Annotated in this window: 22 protein-coding genes and 3 tRNA genes; 3 read left to right on the forward strand and 22 right to left on the reverse strand. The window is 40.8% G+C overall.

The window, feature by feature from the left end; translation table 11 throughout:
* Nucleotides 1–81 precede the first annotated feature (81 nt).
* The 12 genes from WKU26_RS09950 to WKU26_RS10000 form a co-directional block, all read right to left on the reverse strand.
* On the reverse strand, nt 82–960 hold the full coding sequence (locus WKU26_RS09950; RefSeq protein WP_340321880.1) for a type I restriction endonuclease subunit R, EcoR124 family: 879 nt from the start codon (nt 958–960) through the stop codon (nt 82–84).
* The gene (locus WKU26_RS09955; protein WP_340321881.1) at nt 908–1,558 is read right to left on the reverse strand and encodes a type I restriction enzyme subunit R domain-containing protein; all 651 of its coding nucleotides are present in this window, start codon (nt 1,556–1,558) and stop codon (nt 908–910) included. Before WKU26_RS09955 ends, WKU26_RS09950 begins: the two co-directional genes overlap by 53 nt.
* Nucleotides 1,471–1,659, reverse strand: coding sequence for a DEAD/DEAH box helicase family protein (locus WKU26_RS12755; RefSeq protein ID WP_445323236.1), 189 nt, complete (start codon nt 1,657–1,659; stop codon nt 1,471–1,473). The genes WKU26_RS09955 and WKU26_RS12755 overlap by 88 nt, the downstream gene beginning before the upstream one ends.
* A 104-nt stretch (nt 1,660–1,763) precedes the next feature.
* Nucleotides 1,764–2,336 (reverse strand): type I restriction endonuclease, encoded by a 573-nt coding sequence (locus WKU26_RS09960; protein WP_340321882.1) that lies wholly within the window; start codon nt 2,334–2,336, stop codon nt 1,764–1,766.
* Nucleotides 2,337–2,361: 25 nt separating this feature from the next.
* Complete coding sequence (locus WKU26_RS09965) at nt 2,362–2,595, reverse strand: DUF3791 domain-containing protein (protein WP_340321883.1); 234 nt, start codon at nt 2,593–2,595, stop codon at nt 2,362–2,364.
* Nucleotides 2,592–3,062, reverse strand: coding sequence for a DUF3990 domain-containing protein (locus tag WKU26_RS09970; RefSeq protein WP_235339599.1), 471 nt, complete (start codon nt 3,060–3,062; stop codon nt 2,592–2,594). The genes WKU26_RS09965 and WKU26_RS09970 overlap by 4 nt, the downstream gene beginning before the upstream one ends.
* Nucleotides 3,063–3,064: 2 nt before the next feature.
* Nucleotides 3,065–3,277: a DUF3791 domain-containing protein gene (locus WKU26_RS09975; RefSeq protein WP_340321884.1), complete on the reverse strand. Its 213-nt coding sequence runs from the start codon at nt 3,275–3,277 to the stop codon at nt 3,065–3,067.
* A gap of 440 nt (nt 3,278–3,717) precedes the next feature.
* Nucleotides 3,718–3,972, reverse strand: coding sequence for a hypothetical protein (locus WKU26_RS09980; protein ID WP_340321885.1), 255 nt, complete (start codon nt 3,970–3,972; stop codon nt 3,718–3,720).
* Nucleotides 3,973–4,125: 153 nt separating this feature from the next.
* The gene (locus tag WKU26_RS09985; RefSeq protein ID WP_340321886.1) at nt 4,126–5,007 is read right to left on the reverse strand and encodes a DNA-methyltransferase; all 882 of its coding nucleotides are present in this window, start codon (nt 5,005–5,007) and stop codon (nt 4,126–4,128) included.
* Complete coding sequence (locus WKU26_RS09990; RefSeq protein ID WP_340321887.1) at nt 5,008–5,865, reverse strand: type II restriction endonuclease; 858 nt, start codon at nt 5,863–5,865, stop codon at nt 5,008–5,010. It abuts the gene before it with no gap.
* Nucleotides 5,852–6,778, reverse strand: a complete 927-nt coding sequence (locus tag WKU26_RS09995; RefSeq protein WP_340321888.1) for a DNA adenine methylase — start codon at nt 6,776–6,778, stop codon at nt 5,852–5,854. The genes WKU26_RS09990 and WKU26_RS09995 overlap by 14 nt, the downstream gene beginning before the upstream one ends.
* A 516-nt stretch (nt 6,779–7,294) precedes the next feature.
* Nucleotides 7,295–7,867 (reverse strand): hypothetical protein, encoded by a 573-nt coding sequence (locus WKU26_RS10000; protein ID WP_340321889.1) that lies wholly within the window; start codon nt 7,865–7,867, stop codon nt 7,295–7,297.
* A gap of 288 nt (nt 7,868–8,155) precedes the next feature.
* On the opposite strand from WKU26_RS10000, the gene WKU26_RS10005 reads away from it, so the two are divergent.
* The 3 genes from WKU26_RS10005 (at nt 8,156) to WKU26_RS10015 (ending at nt 8,446) form a co-directional block, all read left to right on the forward strand.
* Nucleotides 8,156–8,230: transfer RNA gene (locus WKU26_RS10005), tRNA-Pro, on the forward strand.
* A 31-nt stretch (nt 8,231–8,261) separates the two neighbouring features.
* Nucleotides 8,262–8,336, forward strand: a tRNA-Pro gene (locus WKU26_RS10010).
* A 35-nt stretch (nt 8,337–8,371) separates the two neighbouring features.
* Nucleotides 8,372–8,446 (forward strand) — tRNA-Pro (locus WKU26_RS10015).
* Between the two features lie 572 nt (nt 8,447–9,018).
* On the opposite strand, the gene WKU26_RS10020 is transcribed toward WKU26_RS10015, so the two are convergent.
* The 10 genes from WKU26_RS10020 to WKU26_RS10065 all read right to left on the reverse strand — a co-directional run bounded on the left by WKU26_RS10020 (nt 9,019) and on the right by WKU26_RS10065 (nt 17,904).
* Nucleotides 9,019–9,900 carry a F0F1 ATP synthase subunit gamma gene (locus WKU26_RS10020; protein WP_269876462.1) on the reverse strand — a complete coding sequence of 294 codons (882 nt, stop codon included), beginning with the start codon at nt 9,898–9,900 and terminating at the stop codon, nt 9,019–9,021.
* Nucleotides 9,901–9,905: 5 nt separating this feature from the next.
* Nucleotides 9,906–11,498, reverse strand: coding sequence for a F0F1 ATP synthase subunit alpha (gene atpA / locus WKU26_RS10025; protein ID WP_340321890.1), 1,593 nt, complete (start codon nt 11,496–11,498; stop codon nt 9,906–9,908).
* Between the two features lie 24 nt (nt 11,499–11,522).
* The gene (locus tag WKU26_RS10030) at nt 11,523–12,077 is read right to left on the reverse strand and encodes a F0F1 ATP synthase subunit delta (protein WP_340321891.1); all 555 of its coding nucleotides are present in this window, start codon (nt 12,075–12,077) and stop codon (nt 11,523–11,525) included.
* A gap of 5 nt (nt 12,078–12,082) precedes the next feature.
* On the reverse strand, nt 12,083–12,586 hold the full coding sequence (gene atpF / locus WKU26_RS10035; RefSeq protein ID WP_340321892.1) for a F0F1 ATP synthase subunit B: 504 nt from the start codon (nt 12,584–12,586) through the stop codon (nt 12,083–12,085).
* A gap of 102 nt (nt 12,587–12,688) precedes the next feature.
* Nucleotides 12,689–12,943, reverse strand: a complete 255-nt coding sequence (gene atpE / locus WKU26_RS10040; RefSeq protein WP_178266650.1) for an ATP synthase F0 subunit C — start codon at nt 12,941–12,943, stop codon at nt 12,689–12,691.
* Between the two features lie 46 nt (nt 12,944–12,989).
* Complete coding sequence (gene atpB / locus WKU26_RS10045) at nt 12,990–14,021, reverse strand: F0F1 ATP synthase subunit A (RefSeq protein ID WP_445323237.1); 1,032 nt, start codon at nt 14,019–14,021, stop codon at nt 12,990–12,992.
* 1 nt (nt 14,022) lies between these two features.
* Entirely contained in the window at nt 14,023–14,475 is a 453-nt protein-coding gene (locus WKU26_RS10050) for a hypothetical protein (RefSeq protein WP_340321894.1), read from the reverse strand.
* Nucleotides 14,476–14,543: 68 nt separating this feature from the next.
* Nucleotides 14,544–14,789, reverse strand: coding sequence for an ATP synthase F1 subunit epsilon (atpC, locus tag WKU26_RS10055; RefSeq protein ID WP_340321895.1), 246 nt, complete (start codon nt 14,787–14,789; stop codon nt 14,544–14,546).
* Between the two features lie 43 nt (nt 14,790–14,832).
* Nucleotides 14,833–16,359, reverse strand: a complete 1,527-nt coding sequence (gene atpD, locus WKU26_RS10060; protein WP_178266654.1) for a F0F1 ATP synthase subunit beta — start codon at nt 16,357–16,359, stop codon at nt 14,833–14,835.
* Nucleotides 16,360–16,716: 357 nt separating this feature from the next.
* Nucleotides 16,717–17,904 carry an ABC transporter permease gene (locus WKU26_RS10065; protein WP_340321896.1) on the reverse strand — a complete coding sequence of 396 codons (1,188 nt, stop codon included), beginning with the start codon at nt 17,902–17,904 and terminating at the stop codon, nt 16,717–16,719.
* Between the last annotated feature and the right edge of the window lie 12 nt (nt 17,905–17,916).

The raw sequence follows: 17,916 nt of genomic DNA on the forward strand, positions 1-17,916 counted from the left end.
ATTTCAACGATGTCAAAAAGTTAAATTCTTCCTTTTTTCAGGCTTGTTTGATTAACAATTTTAACGGGACACTAATGATAATTATAAATCTCCTCCTGAAATATCAAAGAAACGTTCAAAGAATACCTTCAGTTTTTCCAGCACAGTCTTCTTCTTCATTTCTCTTGTCTTGTCGAAGATAGACATAGGAGGAAGAATTTTCGCTATACCCGTACCGGACTCCTGTATTCCCCCATCCTTAAAAGACTGGTTCACGAAATGATATGTTTCCTCCGGTTTCAGTTGTTCCTCCGAAATAATATCATCCAACTGTCTGCGCTGTTGTTCCTTCACATACTTCTGCCAGTCATCACTGACATTCTTGTCAGGCGTAAGCTGGTCTATAAAGTTCTCTATAAGCTCCCTTTTATTTCTCAGATCAGGACTTGCCCCGATAGCTTTCTGTATGGTGATGCGTATCTCCTTATCACCCGTGTTGCCGTCATGCATCTGCTCTATCAGATACAGAATATAGTCAATATTTATCTCCACCTGTTTGATCAGCTCCATCTCGAAAATAATATCATCATTCACATTCACCGCATCACCTTGCCTGTTCCTTCTGTACTTCTCATACAGGTCAATATAAAGACTGTGATAATCCTGCACATCCCTTTCGGAAAGGATTTCCATGCCGGCAAACTGGTCAAACGTAGACAATATGTTTGTAGCCTTCAGTATAGCTCCATACAGACGGATGAATTTCTTTTCCAAGTCCTCGCCCATAATGCGTGTTTCCAACGGATAGTCTTCCAGCAGTGTATTCACCAGTTCCATGTACCTCGGCTGATGCTTGCCATTCTCATCCTCATAACCGTTGTAATACTCATCGAAAGTCTTCAGCAGCACCAGTCCTCCAGCTTCCTTGTCACCAAACAGGGCGATACTCTCGTTTGTGGCATGTTCCAGATTCCGGAACATCCTTATAGTAGTTCTGGAATTTCTCGGAACTTGTATCGTAGTTGGTAGCGAACATTTTGTTATAGTCCACAATCGCACTTTCAAGAAAATCGCGCGAACTCTTATCCAGTCCGTCGGTATTGTCAGAGTTCTCATCATCAGGTATTCCGCTGAAATCCTCTTCAGCCTCATTGGCTCCATAGCTGTATATGATGGCAACATTCAGCTTCCTGTCAGGCGACAGTTCCTCCATCTGACGCTTGAACTCCAGATAATATAGTTTGGCAGCCTCAATGGAAGAAACGGCAAATATAGAGTTAAAACCCTGCATACGCACCTTCTGTTTCTGCTCCTTAACCTCATTCTTACCTTTCTTTCCCCCTTCAGCCACTTCCGATATATTGGTCAGCTTATTAAAAGTAAACGACTTTCCGTTTCTTTTGGTCTTCTGTGCGAAATGTTCCAATATATAAGCCACAATATGACTTATGCGTTCGGGAGCCATAAGCGCCTTCTCGCGGTCTATGTTCCTCACCTGCTCGTCGCGTATATCCTCCTGCTCGCGAGTCGTGCCGTCTTGAATGAAGTCAGCGTTTTTCCGCTTCCCGTGGTGTGCCATACGAAGCCACCGCCTTCCACTGTTCCATATTTCTTATAGTTGGTAGACACACGTACCTGTTGCAGAATACTTTCCGTAGCCGCAATCTGATAAGGCCTCATCACGAGGAGAAGCTTTTCCGAAGTAAACACACAATATTTAGTCAGGATATTCAGCAGCGTATGTTTGGCAAAGAACGTAGCCGTAAAGTCCACCAAATCCGGAATTATCTGATTATCCCTCCTTGCCCGAAACTATCGCGGCTATATCTTCTTATCTGGTTGAATGCCTCCTTTATATCTACTCCCCTGCGTTTCAACTCCACATGCACCAAGGGCAGCCCATTCACCAATATAGTCACGTCGTAGCGATTCTCATGATTCCCTCCTTCCGGCACATACTGGTTGATAACCTGAAGGCTGTTGTTATGAATATTATCCTTGTCTATCAGATATATATTCTTCACCGTACCGTCCTCGCGGGTGAGCAGCTGTATATGGTCCTCCTGAACAATGGCTGTTTTCTCTACTATGCCGTTATTTTGGTTTGCTATTTTTTCCTTGAAGAAAGTCGTCCACTCCCTGTCAGTAAAACGGTAGTCATTCAGTCTTTCCAGCTGAGCACGAAGATTTTCCACCAGTTCCTTTTCAGAAGTGATTGGAAGATAATCATACGCCTGTGTACGGAGCTGCTCTATAAACTCCTTCTCCATTTCCGCCTCACTCTGATACTGCTTAGCCGAGCGATACCGCGGTTCATAGTCTGCTACTACTGTGCTCAGCGGATTTTCCGCTACCATTTTATATTGGTCTGCACATTTTATGTTATAGTTCCCGTTTTTGTTTCTGATTTATATAATCGTCCCAGATTTCTGTAGCAAGATATTTGTCACTTCTACAATGAAGATCAGCAATACCTTCCTCTATCAAATCAGCGATACTTGAATTATAATATATATCTGTTGCTTCTTCAATTGTAATATTATACATTTGGCTCAAAGCAGCTATCACATTAGCACACTTTATTCCTTTATATATCTGTTTTGAAACTTCAGTCATAATTTTACGCTCTCTATATATTTCAAACATTCATCCAACATCTGTTGCGAACGGATACAAAACTGAATATTGGGCTTCTCGTACATTAACAAGCCCAAAGCCTGTTCTTTAGACAATTCACCTTCGAAATATCTGTCTAAAGTCAAAATAACACGATCATTGGCAATACCTCCAATAATCATGTCATAAAACTCGACAGGCTCACCTGAACGGCATTTTGCAACATAATCCAACCATTCGTTATTATACGAATCGAATCGGAGTAATTTCCATTTATTTAAGTCGTCACTAAGTTCATAAATATTGAGCACAGCCGATTCACCTCGTCTTAAAAAGCGTAATGCATATTTCTCTGCCTGTTCACGTAATGTTGTGATATAGAAGCCACGGCCGAAATCAAGATACTCTCTTGAATGTATAGTGTCAGGATTTTCCACCACAATACTTGAAGCATGATAAACTTTCATTACTACAATACTCCTTTCTTTTTCATATACTCCGTCAGGTCTTCTATCAAATAGCGTGAGCCGAAGGTATGCAACACATCGTATGAAGGAACTATGTATCCATATAAAATACCAGAGTCTTTGAGTTTTCTGTAAATTTCTTTTTGCGTCAAGTTAAGATGCAATGACAATGAACTAATACAGTATGTTACAAATTCCAGAACTTTTCTATCCATCGTAAATTGTATTATTGTTGGTTTATCGTATCAAATATAAGATGTTTAAGTTCATATATGCAAATATATGCCTTTTTCCTTAGATCACAGAGTTTTGCACGAGATGATTTTTCAGATAATAGCATCAGGAGGAATGTTTTTGGCTACGTACAGAACAACCGACTAACGGAGGTTCATTGAACATAATACGAGCTTTTATTATTTACTGAATGCCCCAGGAATAAAACTGATAAAGCAGCATGACATGATTTTATTCACAAGGGGCAAAAGAGATCATCAGATTTCTTCCGGAATATCATGTCCTGCCGGATAAGATTATGTGAGAGAACACGGAAAAATGACAATAATAATGGCATATGAAGATGATAGAACATAATCTCTTCATATGCCATATTATGTGGTAGAGACATTACTGAATATCCCTATATAAATGAGAAATATTACTTGTAAGAATCTCTGACCCCAGCAAGATAACCTGCCGCATATGCAGCATGAGGACTTTTGTGTCTCACTGTCCCAGCTTGACTCTCTGGTAATGAATCTAGATTTAAATCTAATTGTTCTTTACGCTTCAAACCATCTTCATAGCCCCTTTCGTAAGCACATCCTGCACATCGATGTCTTCCTTCTCCTCCTTGATCCACAGGCAAATCATTATATTGCGGATTATAGCGATGTTCTTTTTTACAAATCATAAATCTTAAAATTTTAGAGTTTGAATAATATTAATGTGATATTTAATTTAAAAATAGTAAATATAATCGTTTAATATCATGTTTTGCTAAAATTGAACTTCTACCACATAGCCCAGAAGCATATTTTTTTATATTACAGTCATAAATATTTACCTAGAACGGCAAATCCTGCCCATATTCCGCACAAGGATCATAAAGGATTTGAATTTCATTATCTTCAAATAGCTGTGCTTGCTTTTGAAGCTTCTCCAAATACAAAGTACGTTTTGAGTGATCGTTGATTTCTTCTCGGCGGGCCTTACTTAGTTCCAAGAATTCATCATTTTGATCTACGCCAAGAAATCGACGCCCCAATAGACTTGCCGCGATACCGGTTGTACTGCTACCAGTAAATGGATCTAAAATCCATGCACCTGGAAGAGTTGAAGCCTGAATGATTCGTGATAAAACGCACAATGGTTTCTGAGTAGGGTGTTTACCACAAGACTTTTCCCATCGTGCAATAGCTGGCAATCGCCATACGTCACGCATCTGAGTACCTCCATTTATCTTTTTCATCAAATCATAATTGAAAAAATGAGAAACTTTTGGCTCTTTACGAGCCCAAAGAATATACTCAGCAGAGTATGTAAAATATTTACAAGACAAATTTGGTGGCGGATTTGTTTTCTCCCATGTAATACAGTTCAATATCTTGAAGCCCAATTCTGTCAGGCATCTAGCGACCAAGAAAATATTATGATAAGTCCCGCTTATCCAAATAGTTCCATTACTTTTTAATTTGTTTCTGCAGGCTGCAATCCAAGCTTTATCAAACAGATAATCCTCTTCATATCCTTTGGACTTGTCCCAATCGCCTTTATTGACAGAAACCATTTTACCACTCTGAACGCTTATGCCTCCATTTGAAAGATGGTAAGGAGGATCTGCGAAAATCATATCAAACTTGAAATCAAACGAATTCAGAAGTTCAATACAATCTCCTTTAAGAAGAGTAAAGTCTCTATTTTCTGACTTATAATAGGCAACTGGCATTTAAATAAGTACTTTTGATATTATTCCACCTTCAAGATCTGCAATATTATATAAATGTTCCAAAACATCAAACGTTTCCTTCAGATTATTCTTTGCACTGCGCCAACCACAACCATCGGTAAACCAAACAAATTTGAAATATCCCAAATCTTTAGTCTCCATAGTGATAGTTTTGTAACTACGTGCCGTTTCATTCAACTTTGAACCACTACTGGTATAAAAGTTAGTTTCTATTCCATAAATGGTATTCTTTCCTTTTACCACAAAATCAAATCTTTTCTCTGCGTCACCATTATTGGAAATCGAAGACAGATCTACTCCCCATTTGGTCTCTATTTCATGAATATACATTTCCTTGAAATAATCAACATCTTTCACAAGTCCAGCTTTACAAAGAAAGCCCTCTACAAGATTCTCCATAAGATGGCCACCTCGATTCTTGCGTCCATTTGAGTCAAGTCCTGTTTCTATACCGGTCACGTAATCTACAAGATTGTTGACAATATGATTCTCCATCAAATCGAAAAGACCAGTCTTTCGCATGAATTTGACATAATCTTCATTCGTACAATTTGGCTTATCAAAATGAAAATCAATCTGCCCTTCTTCGTCCATAGCCATAACATCAAGCTCACGCTTAGCTAAAAGAATAGGAATGCATCTTAACGTTTCTGGATATTGTTCCAAAATATTTCTGAATTCATTCTCTATATTCTTGGAGCCAATAAGCGAATTCAAAATATTGAGTGGAATTTTAATAGCTTCCACATTATTGAAAACCTTATCGAAATCAACGTAATATTTATAATCGGCAATAGAAGGTCTAAAACCAGCTAGCCATGTATCAAAATTTCTCATATTGGTAAGCATTGGCAACATTAGAAATCATTATTTCGGAAATCGCTCCACGCCCATTTCCCTTTGAATTTATCATCCTTGAAGCAGCAACTCGTTTAATGGAGAATCTTTTGTAAAGATGATCAAAAAAATCATCTCCATTATCTACATTTTGAGGGTCTGAATTACTTGCCACAAATAAAGATTTGTGTGCTGCTATCTGCTCGCAAAAATCGCGTAAACGTGTCTGTTCAGCGTCATCAAAACCATCTTTTGCATAAGAAGTAAATGCAGAAGTCTTTGTTAAAGGACGATATGGTGGATCAAAATAATACAAGACATTATTATCTGCATATTTACCCGTTTGTGCAAAATCACCACAAAGAATCTCAACACGTTGTAGAATAGTAGAATCCGCTCTCAATGTTTCTTCATCGCAAATTTTAGGATTTGTATATCTTCCATGTGGAACATTAAACTTTCCTTGAGAATTTACACGATACAGCCCATTAAAGCAAGTCCGATTTAAGAAAATAAATAATGCAGCTGTTTCAACATCTGAATTATTTCTTTCATTATAACGAACACGTTGAGACAAAAAATATTCTTTTCTTGCAATATCATCCAGTGCAAGATACTCTGTTTGAATTCGTGTCAATTCAAGAATCAATTTTTCAACATCTGATTTTATTACACGATATGTACAAATTAACTCTTCATTTATATCATTGATTATTGCCCTAGTTATATTCGGATACTCTTGTAGAATCCAAAATAAAACAGCTCCTCCACCAACAAATGGCTCAATATAAGTCACATCTTTTATCTGGGATAAATTGTGAGGCAGAGTTTTCTTTATATCGTCAAGAAGTTGCGTTTTACCTCCAACCCATTTAACAAAGGGTTTTGCCGGATATGTATATAATCTTTTCATATACTTTATAATTCAAAGTCTTACGGTAGCATTCATCTGCCGTAAGATTTTGCAAAAATAGTAATAACAGCTTATTTTGCCAATAAATAAAATAATAAGACCAAGATTTTCTTGATTTTATCTTCTATAATTCCTACTTCTATTATATCTCTTTACTACTCCAATCGCAAACATCAGACATTTCCTTCGATAAACCTTTCCTTTGATTTACATTCACCCCAAGGAAACCATGAGTTTTAAATTATGTAGCTGCTAGTTACACAATTTGTCCAATTTATGATTGGACAAATATAATAGACTATAAAGTCTGAACACTATAAGTTTGTCGTGACTCAATTTAATAATATAAAATTAAGCGTTGACTAGAAAACCGATTCGCAAATACAACAGAAGAAATACAATTTACTATATATAACATAACACGACAAACAAATCACTCTTGTTCATCGTGTTGACATTCCGCTTTATATCTGAAAACAATTAGTATTCACTCTCTTTCAAATGAACCCTTCCTCTTTAGTTCAATAACGTACGATCAGACAAGTCCACCTTCGTAAACTTATATCCAAGACGTTTCAGGCCCAATGCGGCTCCAATATTATACATTACCTCACAGGCACGCGAAAAAGCATAATACGCCAGCGGGCTTTGCGGTTCTATCTGCTCATGACGAATCATATCGACAGCTGCCTGCGCACAACGGCGAATCATTTCTTCCAGACTCTTTGCTTCTTCTCCATCGAGCGGCATTCCCAAGATATCACGCACAATATGCTCATCCATATCGTCGAATCCCTGCTCTCCGTAAAAGAACTTGTATTCTGCCTTGGAAAACACTTCCCAGCTCATATCCCATCCATAAGCCATAGCCAAGCCTAAATAAGCTGCCCAAGCCACCGATACGGTAGGATAATCGCGTACCTGCTCTACTGCATCAGCCAAATATTCGGGTGCCAGCTTTTGCCAGTGTTCTGTTATATCATCTGTAGCCAACAATACACCCTCCAACTGATGATAAGAAGTACATAAACGTAAAAGTGTTTGCTGCATTTTATCTTCAAAACGATCTAAGTATTCTTTATCTCCCATAATAATTATAATAATATTTCAAGTTTCGGTATCCGACCTCCTGCCGCATACATATCGCAAAAGTAACAAATTCCATCCAAAACTTTATCTTCCCTTTGCTTCAATTCTACAAGAACCTCAAAAGGCCATTCGCTACTCATTCGACAAATCGCCACAGTTTCCTGAAACACAGGGAGAAAGTATTTCGCCGAATAATTTATTGAATAAAAAAGATAAAAAAACACCCCGAATACTTGCATATTTAAATATAAACCCATACCTTTGCAGCGCTTTTAAGGAAAACCTCTTCGGGGTGTAGCGCAGTCCGGTTAGCGCACCTGCTTTGGGAGCAGGGGGTCGTGGGTTCGAATCCCGCTACCCCGACGAGTAAACCTAAAAAGAGAGAATGATTGTTCGGGGTGTAGCGCAGTCCGGTTAGCGCACCTGCTTTGGGAGCAGGGGGTCGTGGGTTCGAATCCCGCTACCCCGACAATGTAAACTTTAAAAAGAGAGAAAATATTTGTTCGGGGTGTAGCGCAGTCCGGTTAGCGCACCTGCTTTGGGAGCAGGGGGTCGTGGGTTCGAATCCCGCTACCCCGACAGAAAATCAGCAATCTATCTTCTTAGTTTATCTGACTTAAGATGATAGATTTTGTTTTTTATAGCAACTTCCCCATAAGTTGCACTTCCACTATCTAAAATTCACTCGATTTTATACCCAAATATTCATTTTTTTACACAACTCGTGAACAAAACGCGTATCTGTGTTGTTTATGAAGTAAATACAAGTGAAATTCTTTTTTAAGATAATTAATTTTTTAGTTTATTCGAGAGTTAAAAGGCCAGCTCATAACCACAAATGAGAGGGCCTTTATCTTTTTCTGATAAGATTTACCCAACCCAATTTACCTGAAAGAAAGAGATTCATCAGCATCAATATAATGTCATGCTTCTATCCGCTGATTTAAGCCGACGACGTCGGCTGCACAATCGACGGCGCCGACTATACAGCCAACGACGCCAACTCTGTAACCAACGACGGCGATTAAAGTCTCCAACACGTTCCACTCCCCTTCTATTCCTGTCACATTATACGCCTGTCAGGAAATGCATAAAAAAAGGCCATCTCAAAGTATTTTGAGACAGCCCTCTTTCCTATAGTATCAACAGTCTTATGCCATACTTCCTCCGACAATGTCCAGCAATTCGTTTGTAATTGCCTGCTGACGACTCTTGTTATAAATCAAAGTCAGCTCCTGAATTAAATCATTTGCATTGTCTGTTGCAATTTGCATAGCCATGGTTCGTGCAGCATGCTCTGCCGCATTCGAATCAAGCAAAACTGTATAAATCTTCATACGTAGCACCTTAGGCAACAATTCCTGCATCACTTCTTCGGCAGACGGCTCTATGATATAATCAGCTTGCACGTTGCTTTCCCCTGCTTCATCTGCTGTTTGAGCAGCAGACAAGTCGATAGGCAAATAGGTCTCTTGTGTCAGAACTTGTGTAGAAGTCGACTTAAAATGATTATACAGCAACTCTACCTGTTGTATTTCCCCGCTTAAGAAACGGTTTATCAAATCGGTCGATAAGTCAGATGCTTCCTTGTAATTCGGTTTTCCGCTCATATGCTGGAAATCACCCATCGGCTGAAATCCCATTTTCTTCACGGCATCGGCCACCTTACGCCCTACCGGATATACCAGGATATTCTCCTTACCAATCTTTGCACTGTATTTTTCTATGATTTCAGTCAAATGACGAATCACATTCATATTAAATCCACCGCACAAGCTACTGTTCGAAGCAAACACAACAACGGCAATCTTTTTCACATCACGTTTCACAATGAAAGGTGACTCTACACTAAGCCCCGCACTCAGAAAGTTGGTAAGCATACGATGCAGTCGTCGTTCGTAAGGAAGCATGTTTTCTATTGCCTCCTGAGCCTTATGTAGCTTCGACGAGGCCACCATCTTCATAGCCGAAGTAATCTTCAGCGTACCTTGAATTGAATTTATTCTTCCTTTTACTTCTTTCAGTGATGCCATGACAATTATCTTTCTTTAAATTGGCCTGCTGTATCAGCTGCCACCTTTTCTATTACTGCAGTAATTTCATCGCTGATCTTTCCGCTGGCCAGTACATCCAGTACATCAGCCTGATGGTTTGCACGCATAGTGGTCAGGAAGGCATCCTGGAAAGCACGAACCTTACTGATAGGCACTTCACGCATCAATCCGTGTGTACCGCAATACAAGATTGCAACCTGTTCTCCTACAGGCATCGGTGAATATTGAGGCTGAATCAGCAACTGGTTATTCTTACGTCCTCTGTCGATAGCCATTGCTGTAACAGGGTCCATATCACTACTGAATTTAGAGAAGGCTTCCAATTCACGATATTGTGCCTGATCTATCTTCAATGTACCGGCCACTTTCTTCATACTCTTAATCTGTGCACTACCACCTACACGAGATACCGAGATACCTACGTTGATAGCCGGACGGAATCCCTGGTTAAACAAGTCTGTTTCCAGGAAGATCTGACCATCGGTAATAGAAATCACGTTAGTAGGAATATAAGCAGATACGTCTCCAGCCTGTGTTTCGATAATAGGCAAAGCAGTCAACGATCCTCCTGCTTTTACCTTTCCCTTCAGGCTTGGTGGCAAATCGTTCATCTGTTCGGCCACTTCCTGCTGAGAAATAATCTTAGCTGCACGTTCCAGCAAACGTGAATGCAAATAGAAAATATCGCCCGGATATGCTTCACGTCCGGAAGGACGACGAAGAATCAAAGATACTTCACGATATGCAACCGCTTGTTTAGACAAGTCATCGTAAACTACCAAAGCATGACGGCCGGTATCGCGGAAGTATTCTCCGATGGCAGCTCCCGCAAACGGAGCAAAATACTGCATGGCTGCAGGGTCTGAAGCTGTTGCAGCTACCACAATGGTATAATCCATTGCTCCCTTTTCACGCAAGGCGTTTACCAGACTAGCCACTGTAGAGCCTTTCTGTCCTACTGCCACATAAATACAGTATACCGGATTCCCAGCCTCATAGTTAGCACGCTGATTAATAATGGTATCAATGGCAATTGCTGTCTTTCCGGTCTGACGGTCACCGATAATCAACTCACGCTGTCCGCGACCGATAGGAATCATGGCATCGATAGCTTTCAATCCTGTCTGCAGAGGTTCAGCCACCGGCTGACGGAAAATAACTCCCGGTGCCTTACGTTCCAAAGGCATTTCATACAGTTCACCGCCAATTTCGCCACGTCCGTCCAAAGGAACACCCAGTGGGTCGATTACACGTCCCAGCATACTTTCGCCTACATTAATAGATGCAATACGCTTTGTACGTTTTACAATCATCCCCTCTTTGATCTGGTCTGTAGGTCCCAACAATACGGCACCCACATTATCCTCTTCCAGATTCATCACAGTACCCATGATACCGTTTTCAAACTGCAGCAATTCGTTGGCTTCGGCATTTCGCAATCCGTAGATACGCGCCACACCATCGCTCACTTGCAATACAGTTCCCACTTCATCGAATTTCAAGGAAGTATCAATACCCTGCAACTGCTGCAGCAATACTTCCGAAACTTCGCTGGGTTTTATTGTATTTTCTGGCATATTTTATATCTCCAACTTCTAATATTAAACTATTCTTCTATTTCTCGCCATAAACTGACGCTTCACCCTCTTGAGCTGATTGGCCACACTGGCGTCCATACGGAAGCCGGCCAGTTCGATGATATAACCTCCAATGAGAGCAGGATCTACTTTCGCTTCCAGCTCTACATTTCCTTTGGTTTTTTCGCTTGCCAATTCTTCCAGATGTTTTACCAGCTTAGGTGAAGAAATCGCAGTTGTTAATTTTCCGATGAGGATATGCTTGTCTTCCCTGTACAGATCAATATACGACCAAGTCATGAATTGCAGGAATTTCTCTCTTTTTTCCTCCAGCACCAAATTAAAGAAACGCATCAGTTCCTCAGAAACAGTCTTACCTCCTGCGGCTTCGCAGAGCAGATTCAGTTTTTGTTTCACATCCAGTACCGGATTCTCTATGGCCCGACGCAATTCCGGCACCTCCGCATAATGTACAGCAAGTGTTTTCACTTCTTCGTACACTACATCTTCTTTACCTTGTGCCTTTGCATACGCCAGCAATGCCTTTGCATAACGCATAGAAACAACTCCAGTATTCATAACATTTATTTTTTAGAAGATTCAAGCATTTCATCCAGCATACGGTCAATCAACTCCATCTGCTCTTTTTCATCAGCCAGTTTACTGCGCATGATCTTTTCTGCAATATCTACTGACAAGACTGCTACCTGACGTCGGATATCACGAATTGCACTTTCTTTTTCAGTTTCAATTTGTTTTTTCATTTCATCCATCAGGCGCTGTCCTTCCAGCATGGCACGCTCCTGTGCATCTTTAATGATACGGTCGCGTGTAGCAGAAGCTTCATTCAGTATCCGTGCCTGTTCCTCACGAGCCTGAGCAAGCACTTTTTCGCCTTCGGCCTTCACATTTGCCAATTGTTCGTTGGCCTCACGTGCCGCCTTCAGCGAATCGTCAATGTATGCTTTCCGATCCTCAACCATGCCGATGATTACAGGGAAGCCATACTTTGCCAATACAAAGAAAACAGCTCCAAATACTATAATCATCCAGAACATCAATCCCGGATCTGGAGTTAATAATCCCATAGTTTTTAAAGTTTTAAAGGTTTCAGGTGACGAGTCGACAAGTTCCTTGAAAAGATATTTAAAGCCTTGTGCCCTATTACCTGATACCTCGTCATCTGAAAATTACAAAAACAAAGTCAACAAACAAACTACAATGGCAATCAAAGCCACACCTTCTACCAAAGCAGCAGCGATAATCATACTCATTCGGATATCGCCTGATGCTTCCGGCTGACGTGCAATACCTTCCATAGCCGAGCTACCGATACGGCCAATACCAAGGCCAGCACCTACAACTGCAATACCTGCACCAATAGCAGCACCCAATTTACTAATACCTACACCTGCAGCAGCCTGCAATAAAATTGACAATAACATAATCTTACAATTTTTAAATGGTTATACTTTCCTATTTTTTTAATCTCTATTTGCTTGCTTCGTGTTCCTTTACTCTCGACAGACCGATAAATACAGCCGAAAGCATTGTAAACACATAAGCTTGAATGAATGCTACCAGTACTTCCAGCGCATCCATAAAAATACCGAATATCACTGCCACTGCCGTCATCGAACCATTAATAACTGGTCCCACTTTTGCAGTAATAAAGATGATGGCTATCAAACTCAGAATAGCCGCATGTCCTGCCATAATATTAGCAAAAAGACGAATCATCAGTGCAAACGGTTTCGTAAATATACCGAAGAACTCAATCAACGGCATCATAGGTATCGGAGCTTTCAGCCAGGTAGGCACCTCCGGCCAGAAAATTTCTTTCCAATAAGCCTTCGTAGCATACACATTCGTAAAGATAAACGTGCAAATGGCCAACACCAAAGTAACAGCTATGTTACCTGTTATATTAGCTCCTCCCGGGAAAAACGGCACCAGCCCCATCAAGTTATTTACCAATACAAAGAAAAATGCAGTCAGCAGATACGGAGCATATCGCTTATAGTCTTCTCCGATGCAACCTTTTATCACATCGTCGTACACCATCAGCACCAATGCCTCAATCATACCTACTCCTCCTTTGGGAGCTCCCTGTTCTACCGGATGTTTTTTATACCAGCGTACACAACTCATCAGGATGACAAGCAGCAACGCACTGTTTATAAACAGCCCCAGCACATTCTTCGTAATGGAAATATCAAAAGGGCGAACCTCTTCACCAGCATCATTTCGTTCTACTATCTTACCGTCGTATGCCCCACCTTTGGCAATATATAATCCTTCGTATGCCCCCTCTTCCAGGCGGGAAGAAGAAAACACATGCCATCCGGTGCTGCTTTTTACAATAACCGGCAGTGGAATACTGAGTTCTGTCTTTCCCAGCGTCACGATATGCCATTCGTATGCATCGCCAATATGTCCGAACACCAGTTCATTCACATTGAGTTCCTCTTCACTTTCCGGTGAAGCCGTTCCCGCAGACTGAGCACATACCATTCCCGGCATACTAACCAGCAGAAGCAGAATTATTGCTATGTACCGAAGTTTTTTCATTGTTTTTTTTCTCTTGTTTAAGTTTCTCTTCAAACAGAAGGAAGAAGCGTGTCTCAAAAATCAGAAAGGCAAAATAAAAGAAGATAAATGTACCGACGAAAGCTACAATCTCGTGCCTTACCAGAAAGCCATAAGCAATCATGACAAACGCACTCAATATAAACTTTATAGCCTTACATACCATGTAAGTCATGGCTATTTTATCTTGCCCCAGCCGGATACTGAACGTAAACATACCTATATAAAATAAGCCGAAAAGATAGAAGAATATCGGTATGGCAGGAAACCACAGAAAATACCGTTCCGGTATAAACAGATGGTATACTAAGGCCACAATCCCCGTCAGAACAATTCCTGCAAGAGTATGTTCTACTACAAACTTTTTCTTTACGGCTAACATTAACATAGTATTATGTAGTTTTTTCAACCGGAAACTACCAAAACGTTTTTAGTTCAGCGTCCACTTCACTTTTCTCAAAGTTCAGCACAGACTGATATCTGATTGTCTCTAACTTCCACAAATCCTTCAGTAATCGGCAAAACTTGTGTTTCTTTTCCGGCAACATATTTCACCTCCCCTTTCACAAGCGACGAAATGAGCGGAGCATGATCGGGCAATACCTGAAACTCTCCGAGTTCTCCCGGCAATGTAACCGACTCTGCCATACCATCGAACACGATTCGTTCGGGTGAAACAATTACCAAATGAAGTTCTTTCATATTATTCTATTTTAATTGACAAGCCTTTCTGTTCCGGTCCGGCTTATCCCTGAGCAGCTTCCAGCAATTTCTTACCTTTTGCTATGGCATCTTCTATCGTACCTACATTCAGGAAAGCCTGTTCCGGCAAATAGTCTACCTCACCATCCAGAATCATCTTGAATCCCTTAATTGTATCTTCAATAGATACCATCACTCCGGGAACTCCAGTAAACTGTTCGGCTACAGCAAATGGCTGCGACAAGAAACGCTGTACTCTACGTGCACGGTTCACAGTCAGACGGTCTTCATCCGAAAGTTCATCCATACCCAAAATAGAGATAATATCTTGCAATTCCTTATTACGTTGCAGAATTTGTTTTACGCGCTGAGCAGTTTCATAATGTTCTTTGCCAACAATCAGCGGGTCAAGAATACGAGAAGTTGATTCCAACGGATCCACAGCCGGATAAATACCCAACTCGGTAATCTTACGGCTCAATACCGTAGTCGCATCCAAGTGTGTAAAGGTAGTAGCCGGAGCAGGGTCTGTCAAGTCGTCTGCCGGCACATATACGGCCTGTACAGAAGTAATAGATCCGTTTTTGGTAGAAGTGATTCGTTCCTGCATCTGTCCCATTTCTGTAGCCAGAGTAGGCTGATATCCTACAGCCGAAGGCATACGTCCCAACAAGGCAGATACCTCAGAACCGGCCTGAGTAAAACGGAAGATATTATCGATAAAGAACAAGATATCACGCGGTCCATTTTCTCCGGTTTGTCTGTCTCTGAAAGATTCTGCCAAGGTCAAACCGGAAAGAGCTACAGACTGACGTGCACCAGGAGGTTCGTTCATCTGACCGAAAACCATTGCTACCTGCGATTTTTCCACTTCATTATAATCTACTTTGGAAAGATCCCAATTTCCTTCCTCCATACTCTTCAGAAATTCATCGCCATAACGGATTACCCCTGACTCAATCATTTCACGCAGCAGGTCATTACCCTCACGAGTACGTTCTCCTACTCCCGCAAACACAGAGAAGCCGTTGTGTTTCTTCGCAATGTTGTTAATCAACTCTTTGATAAGCACTGTTTTACCTACACCAGCGCCACCAAACAATCCAATTTTACCTCCTTTTAGATAAGGTTCCAAAAGGTCAATTACCTTAATACCTGTAAAAAGGACTTCCTGAGTAGTAGCCAGATCTTCAAATTTAGGCGGCTCACGATGAATAGGGAAACCGTCCGTTTTGTCCAGTTCCTTCATGCCGTCAATAGTTTCACCGACAACGTTCATTACTCGTCCTTTAATCTGAGTACCGACCGGCATTGTAATTGCCTGACCGGTTGGCACGACTTCCATTCCGCGCTGCAATCCATCCGTGCTGTCCATTGCCACGGTACGAACAGTATCTTCACCAATGTGCTGCTGCACTTCCACCACCAATGTGCGGCCATCGTGTCTTACGATAGTCATCGCATCGTGGATCTTCGGCAAAGCATGTTCCGCATCCTTACCTTCAAGTTTGAAGTGTACATCGACTACCGGACCGATTACCTGCGAAATGTGTCCAACGATTTTTGACATAAGCTATACTTTTAAATTTTAAAAGTCTCCCTTCACAAAAGTTCCAATAAAGTTGGTCATTCAATTGTTAAAAGTTTGACTATTTGTGTTACGCAAATTTATAGAATAATCTTGCATGGGTGTAACTCCATATAACATTTTTTAGCCTTAAAACTATGTTATAAGACACAAATCAACTAATATTGAACATTCCATTTTACAATAGAGAACACGAATAAACATTTATTCACATATATACGATTTCATTCCCCTTCATAGCCTTAAAAAAATAACGCTACCCTCCATACAAAGTACTCCTCTGTACAGAAAGTAGCGTATTTTTCAACTTTCAATGAGAAAACTCTTTTTAAGATTTACTCATTTTCTCATCCATATCTCATTAATTTTCCGGCGTACAATAATAGCATTCAGTATCGTAACAGCCACAAACAATATTCCTCCTACCAGACAAGATGGAAGAAGCCCACCAGGGTTCAAATCCGGGAATAATCCATTCACTACATCCAGATACTCTCCCCGTATGAGGCATACCACAACAAGACTCAATATAAGTACCAGTAAATTGACCGCGGCAGACAACACCTGATAAGGTCGTGCCACACGTGCAGGACTATATCCTATCAACAACAGATTTTCCAGCTTTTTCGTATTCTTTTGCAATAAAAGATAAATACTGAGAATCAGAATATAAAATGAAAGTATACTGATAATCAACCCTACAGACATCACTATACCCACAATCAGTTTCAAGAACCAGGCAGTTTTTCCGGCATCGGCCTTGTCACCTTCGGTTTCATATCCTTTTTCTTTCAGGAAACGTGCAATTCTCTCATCTGCCGGATTGTGTACCTCTACAATCAGTCTCGACGGTTCAGTCTGCTGTCCAGTCCCATACACTTTATTAGCCCAATCCACAAAAGTCTCCGGCACCAGAATTGTATTCAATCTGTCAGAAAATCCTACAATATTCCCTTTCATCACTTTCACCTGTCCGTTACCCATCAATCGGATATTCAAATTTACCATACCCACAAGTCCCTCCGATATCTTAGGCAAGTTTCTGCTTTGCGCAAACCCGAAGTTATACAGATTCAGATAATTACGTGGTACGATGATAGGAATCACCTCTTGCGAAGCATCAAATTTCCAGCGATCCAGTTTTGCATCTACAAAGCGGTCGGGCACCGATTCAAAAAACATATCGGTAGACATCTGCATCCCCTGTACTCCCATTCCTGCCGATACACGAAACTGAGTCGGCTTAAAAGCTCCGACCTCTGCCGTAAAAGGCTGTTTCTTAATTTCATCCACATCACCAGCCGAGAACGTATTACTTTTTCCCACCAGCGACCCCAATGTGCTTACCTTTTTACTCAGAATCAAATAATCCTTCGTCATAAAGCTATCCCCCTGCGTAAACACAGGCAAGACATCCTTATAAAACTGCACGCTCAGCAGCACAATCACCATTCCACACAAATTAGCCAGAAAGAATCCAGCCAATTGCGCCACGCTAATATGCTGTTTCAATAATTTCCAAAGCATGATTTGTTTAAT

Source organism: Phocaeicola sp. HCN-40430 (genome assembly GCF_037890285.1).
Classification (GTDB): domain Bacteria; phylum Bacteroidota; class Bacteroidia; order Bacteroidales; family Bacteroidaceae; genus Phocaeicola; species Phocaeicola acetigenes.

Coding starts and splice junctions, on each gene's coding strand:
- WKU26_RS09950 (WP_340321880.1), bottom strand. CDS start 960: ATGTTCCGGAATCTGGAACATGCCACAAACGAGAGTATCGCCCTGTTT.
- WKU26_RS09955 (WP_340321881.1), bottom strand. CDS start 1,558: ATGGCACACCACGGGAAGCGGAAAAACGCTGACTTCATTCAAGACGGC.
- WKU26_RS12755 (WP_445323236.1), bottom strand. CDS start 1,659: ATGAGGCCTTATCAGATTGCGGCTACGGAAAGTATTCTGCAACAGGTA.
- WKU26_RS09960 (WP_340321882.1), bottom strand. CDS start 2,336: ATGGTAGCGGAAAATCCGCTGAGCACAGTAGTAGCAGACTATGAACCG.
- WKU26_RS09965 (WP_340321883.1), bottom strand. CDS start 2,595: ATGACTGAAGTTTCAAAACAGATATATAAAGGAATAAAGTGTGCTAAT.
- WKU26_RS09970 (WP_235339599.1), bottom strand. CDS start 3,062: ATGAAAGTTTATCATGCTTCAAGTATTGTGGTGGAAAATCCTGACACT.
- WKU26_RS09975 (WP_340321884.1), bottom strand. CDS start 3,277: ATGGATAGAAAAGTTCTGGAATTTGTAACATACTGTATTAGTTCATTG.
- WKU26_RS09980 (WP_340321885.1), bottom strand. CDS start 3,972: ATGATTTGTAAAAAAGAACATCGCTATAATCCGCAATATAATGATTTG.
- WKU26_RS09985 (WP_340321886.1), bottom strand. CDS start 5,007: ATGCCAGTTGCCTATTATAAGTCAGAAAATAGAGACTTTACTCTTCTT.
- WKU26_RS09990 (WP_340321887.1), bottom strand. CDS start 5,865: ATGAGAAATTTTGATACATGGCTAGCTGGTTTTAGACCTTCTATTGCC.
- WKU26_RS09995 (WP_340321888.1), bottom strand. CDS start 6,778: ATGAAAAGATTATATACATATCCGGCAAAACCCTTTGTTAAATGGGTT.
- WKU26_RS10000 (WP_340321889.1), bottom strand. CDS start 7,867: ATGGGAGATAAAGAATACTTAGATCGTTTTGAAGATAAAATGCAGCAA.
- WKU26_RS10020 (WP_269876462.1), bottom strand. CDS start 9,900: ATGGCATCACTGAAAGAAGTAAAAGGAAGAATAAATTCAATTCAAGGT.
- atpA (WP_340321890.1), bottom strand. CDS start 11,498: ATGCCAGAAAATACAATAAAACCCAGCGAAGTTTCGGAAGTATTGCTG.
- WKU26_RS10030 (WP_340321891.1), bottom strand. CDS start 12,077: ATGAATACTGGAGTTGTTTCTATGCGTTATGCAAAGGCATTGCTGGCG.
- atpF (WP_340321892.1), bottom strand. CDS start 12,586: ATGGGATTATTAACTCCAGATCCGGGATTGATGTTCTGGATGATTATA.
- atpE (WP_178266650.1), bottom strand. CDS start 12,943: ATGTTATTGTCAATTTTATTGCAGGCTGCTGCAGGTGTAGGTATTAGT.
- atpB (WP_445323237.1), bottom strand. CDS start 14,021: ATGCCGGGAATGGTATGTGCTCAGTCTGCGGGAACGGCTTCACCGGAA.
- WKU26_RS10050 (WP_340321894.1), bottom strand. CDS start 14,475: ATGTTAATGTTAGCCGTAAAGAAAAAGTTTGTAGTAGAACATACTCTT.
- atpC (WP_340321895.1), bottom strand. CDS start 14,789: ATGAAAGAACTTCATTTGGTAATTGTTTCACCCGAACGAATCGTGTTC.
- atpD (WP_178266654.1), bottom strand. CDS start 16,359: ATGTCAAAAATCGTTGGACACATTTCGCAGGTAATCGGTCCGGTAGTC.
- WKU26_RS10065 (WP_340321896.1), bottom strand. CDS start 17,904: ATGCTTTGGAAATTATTGAAACAGCATATTAGCGTGGCGCAATTGGCT.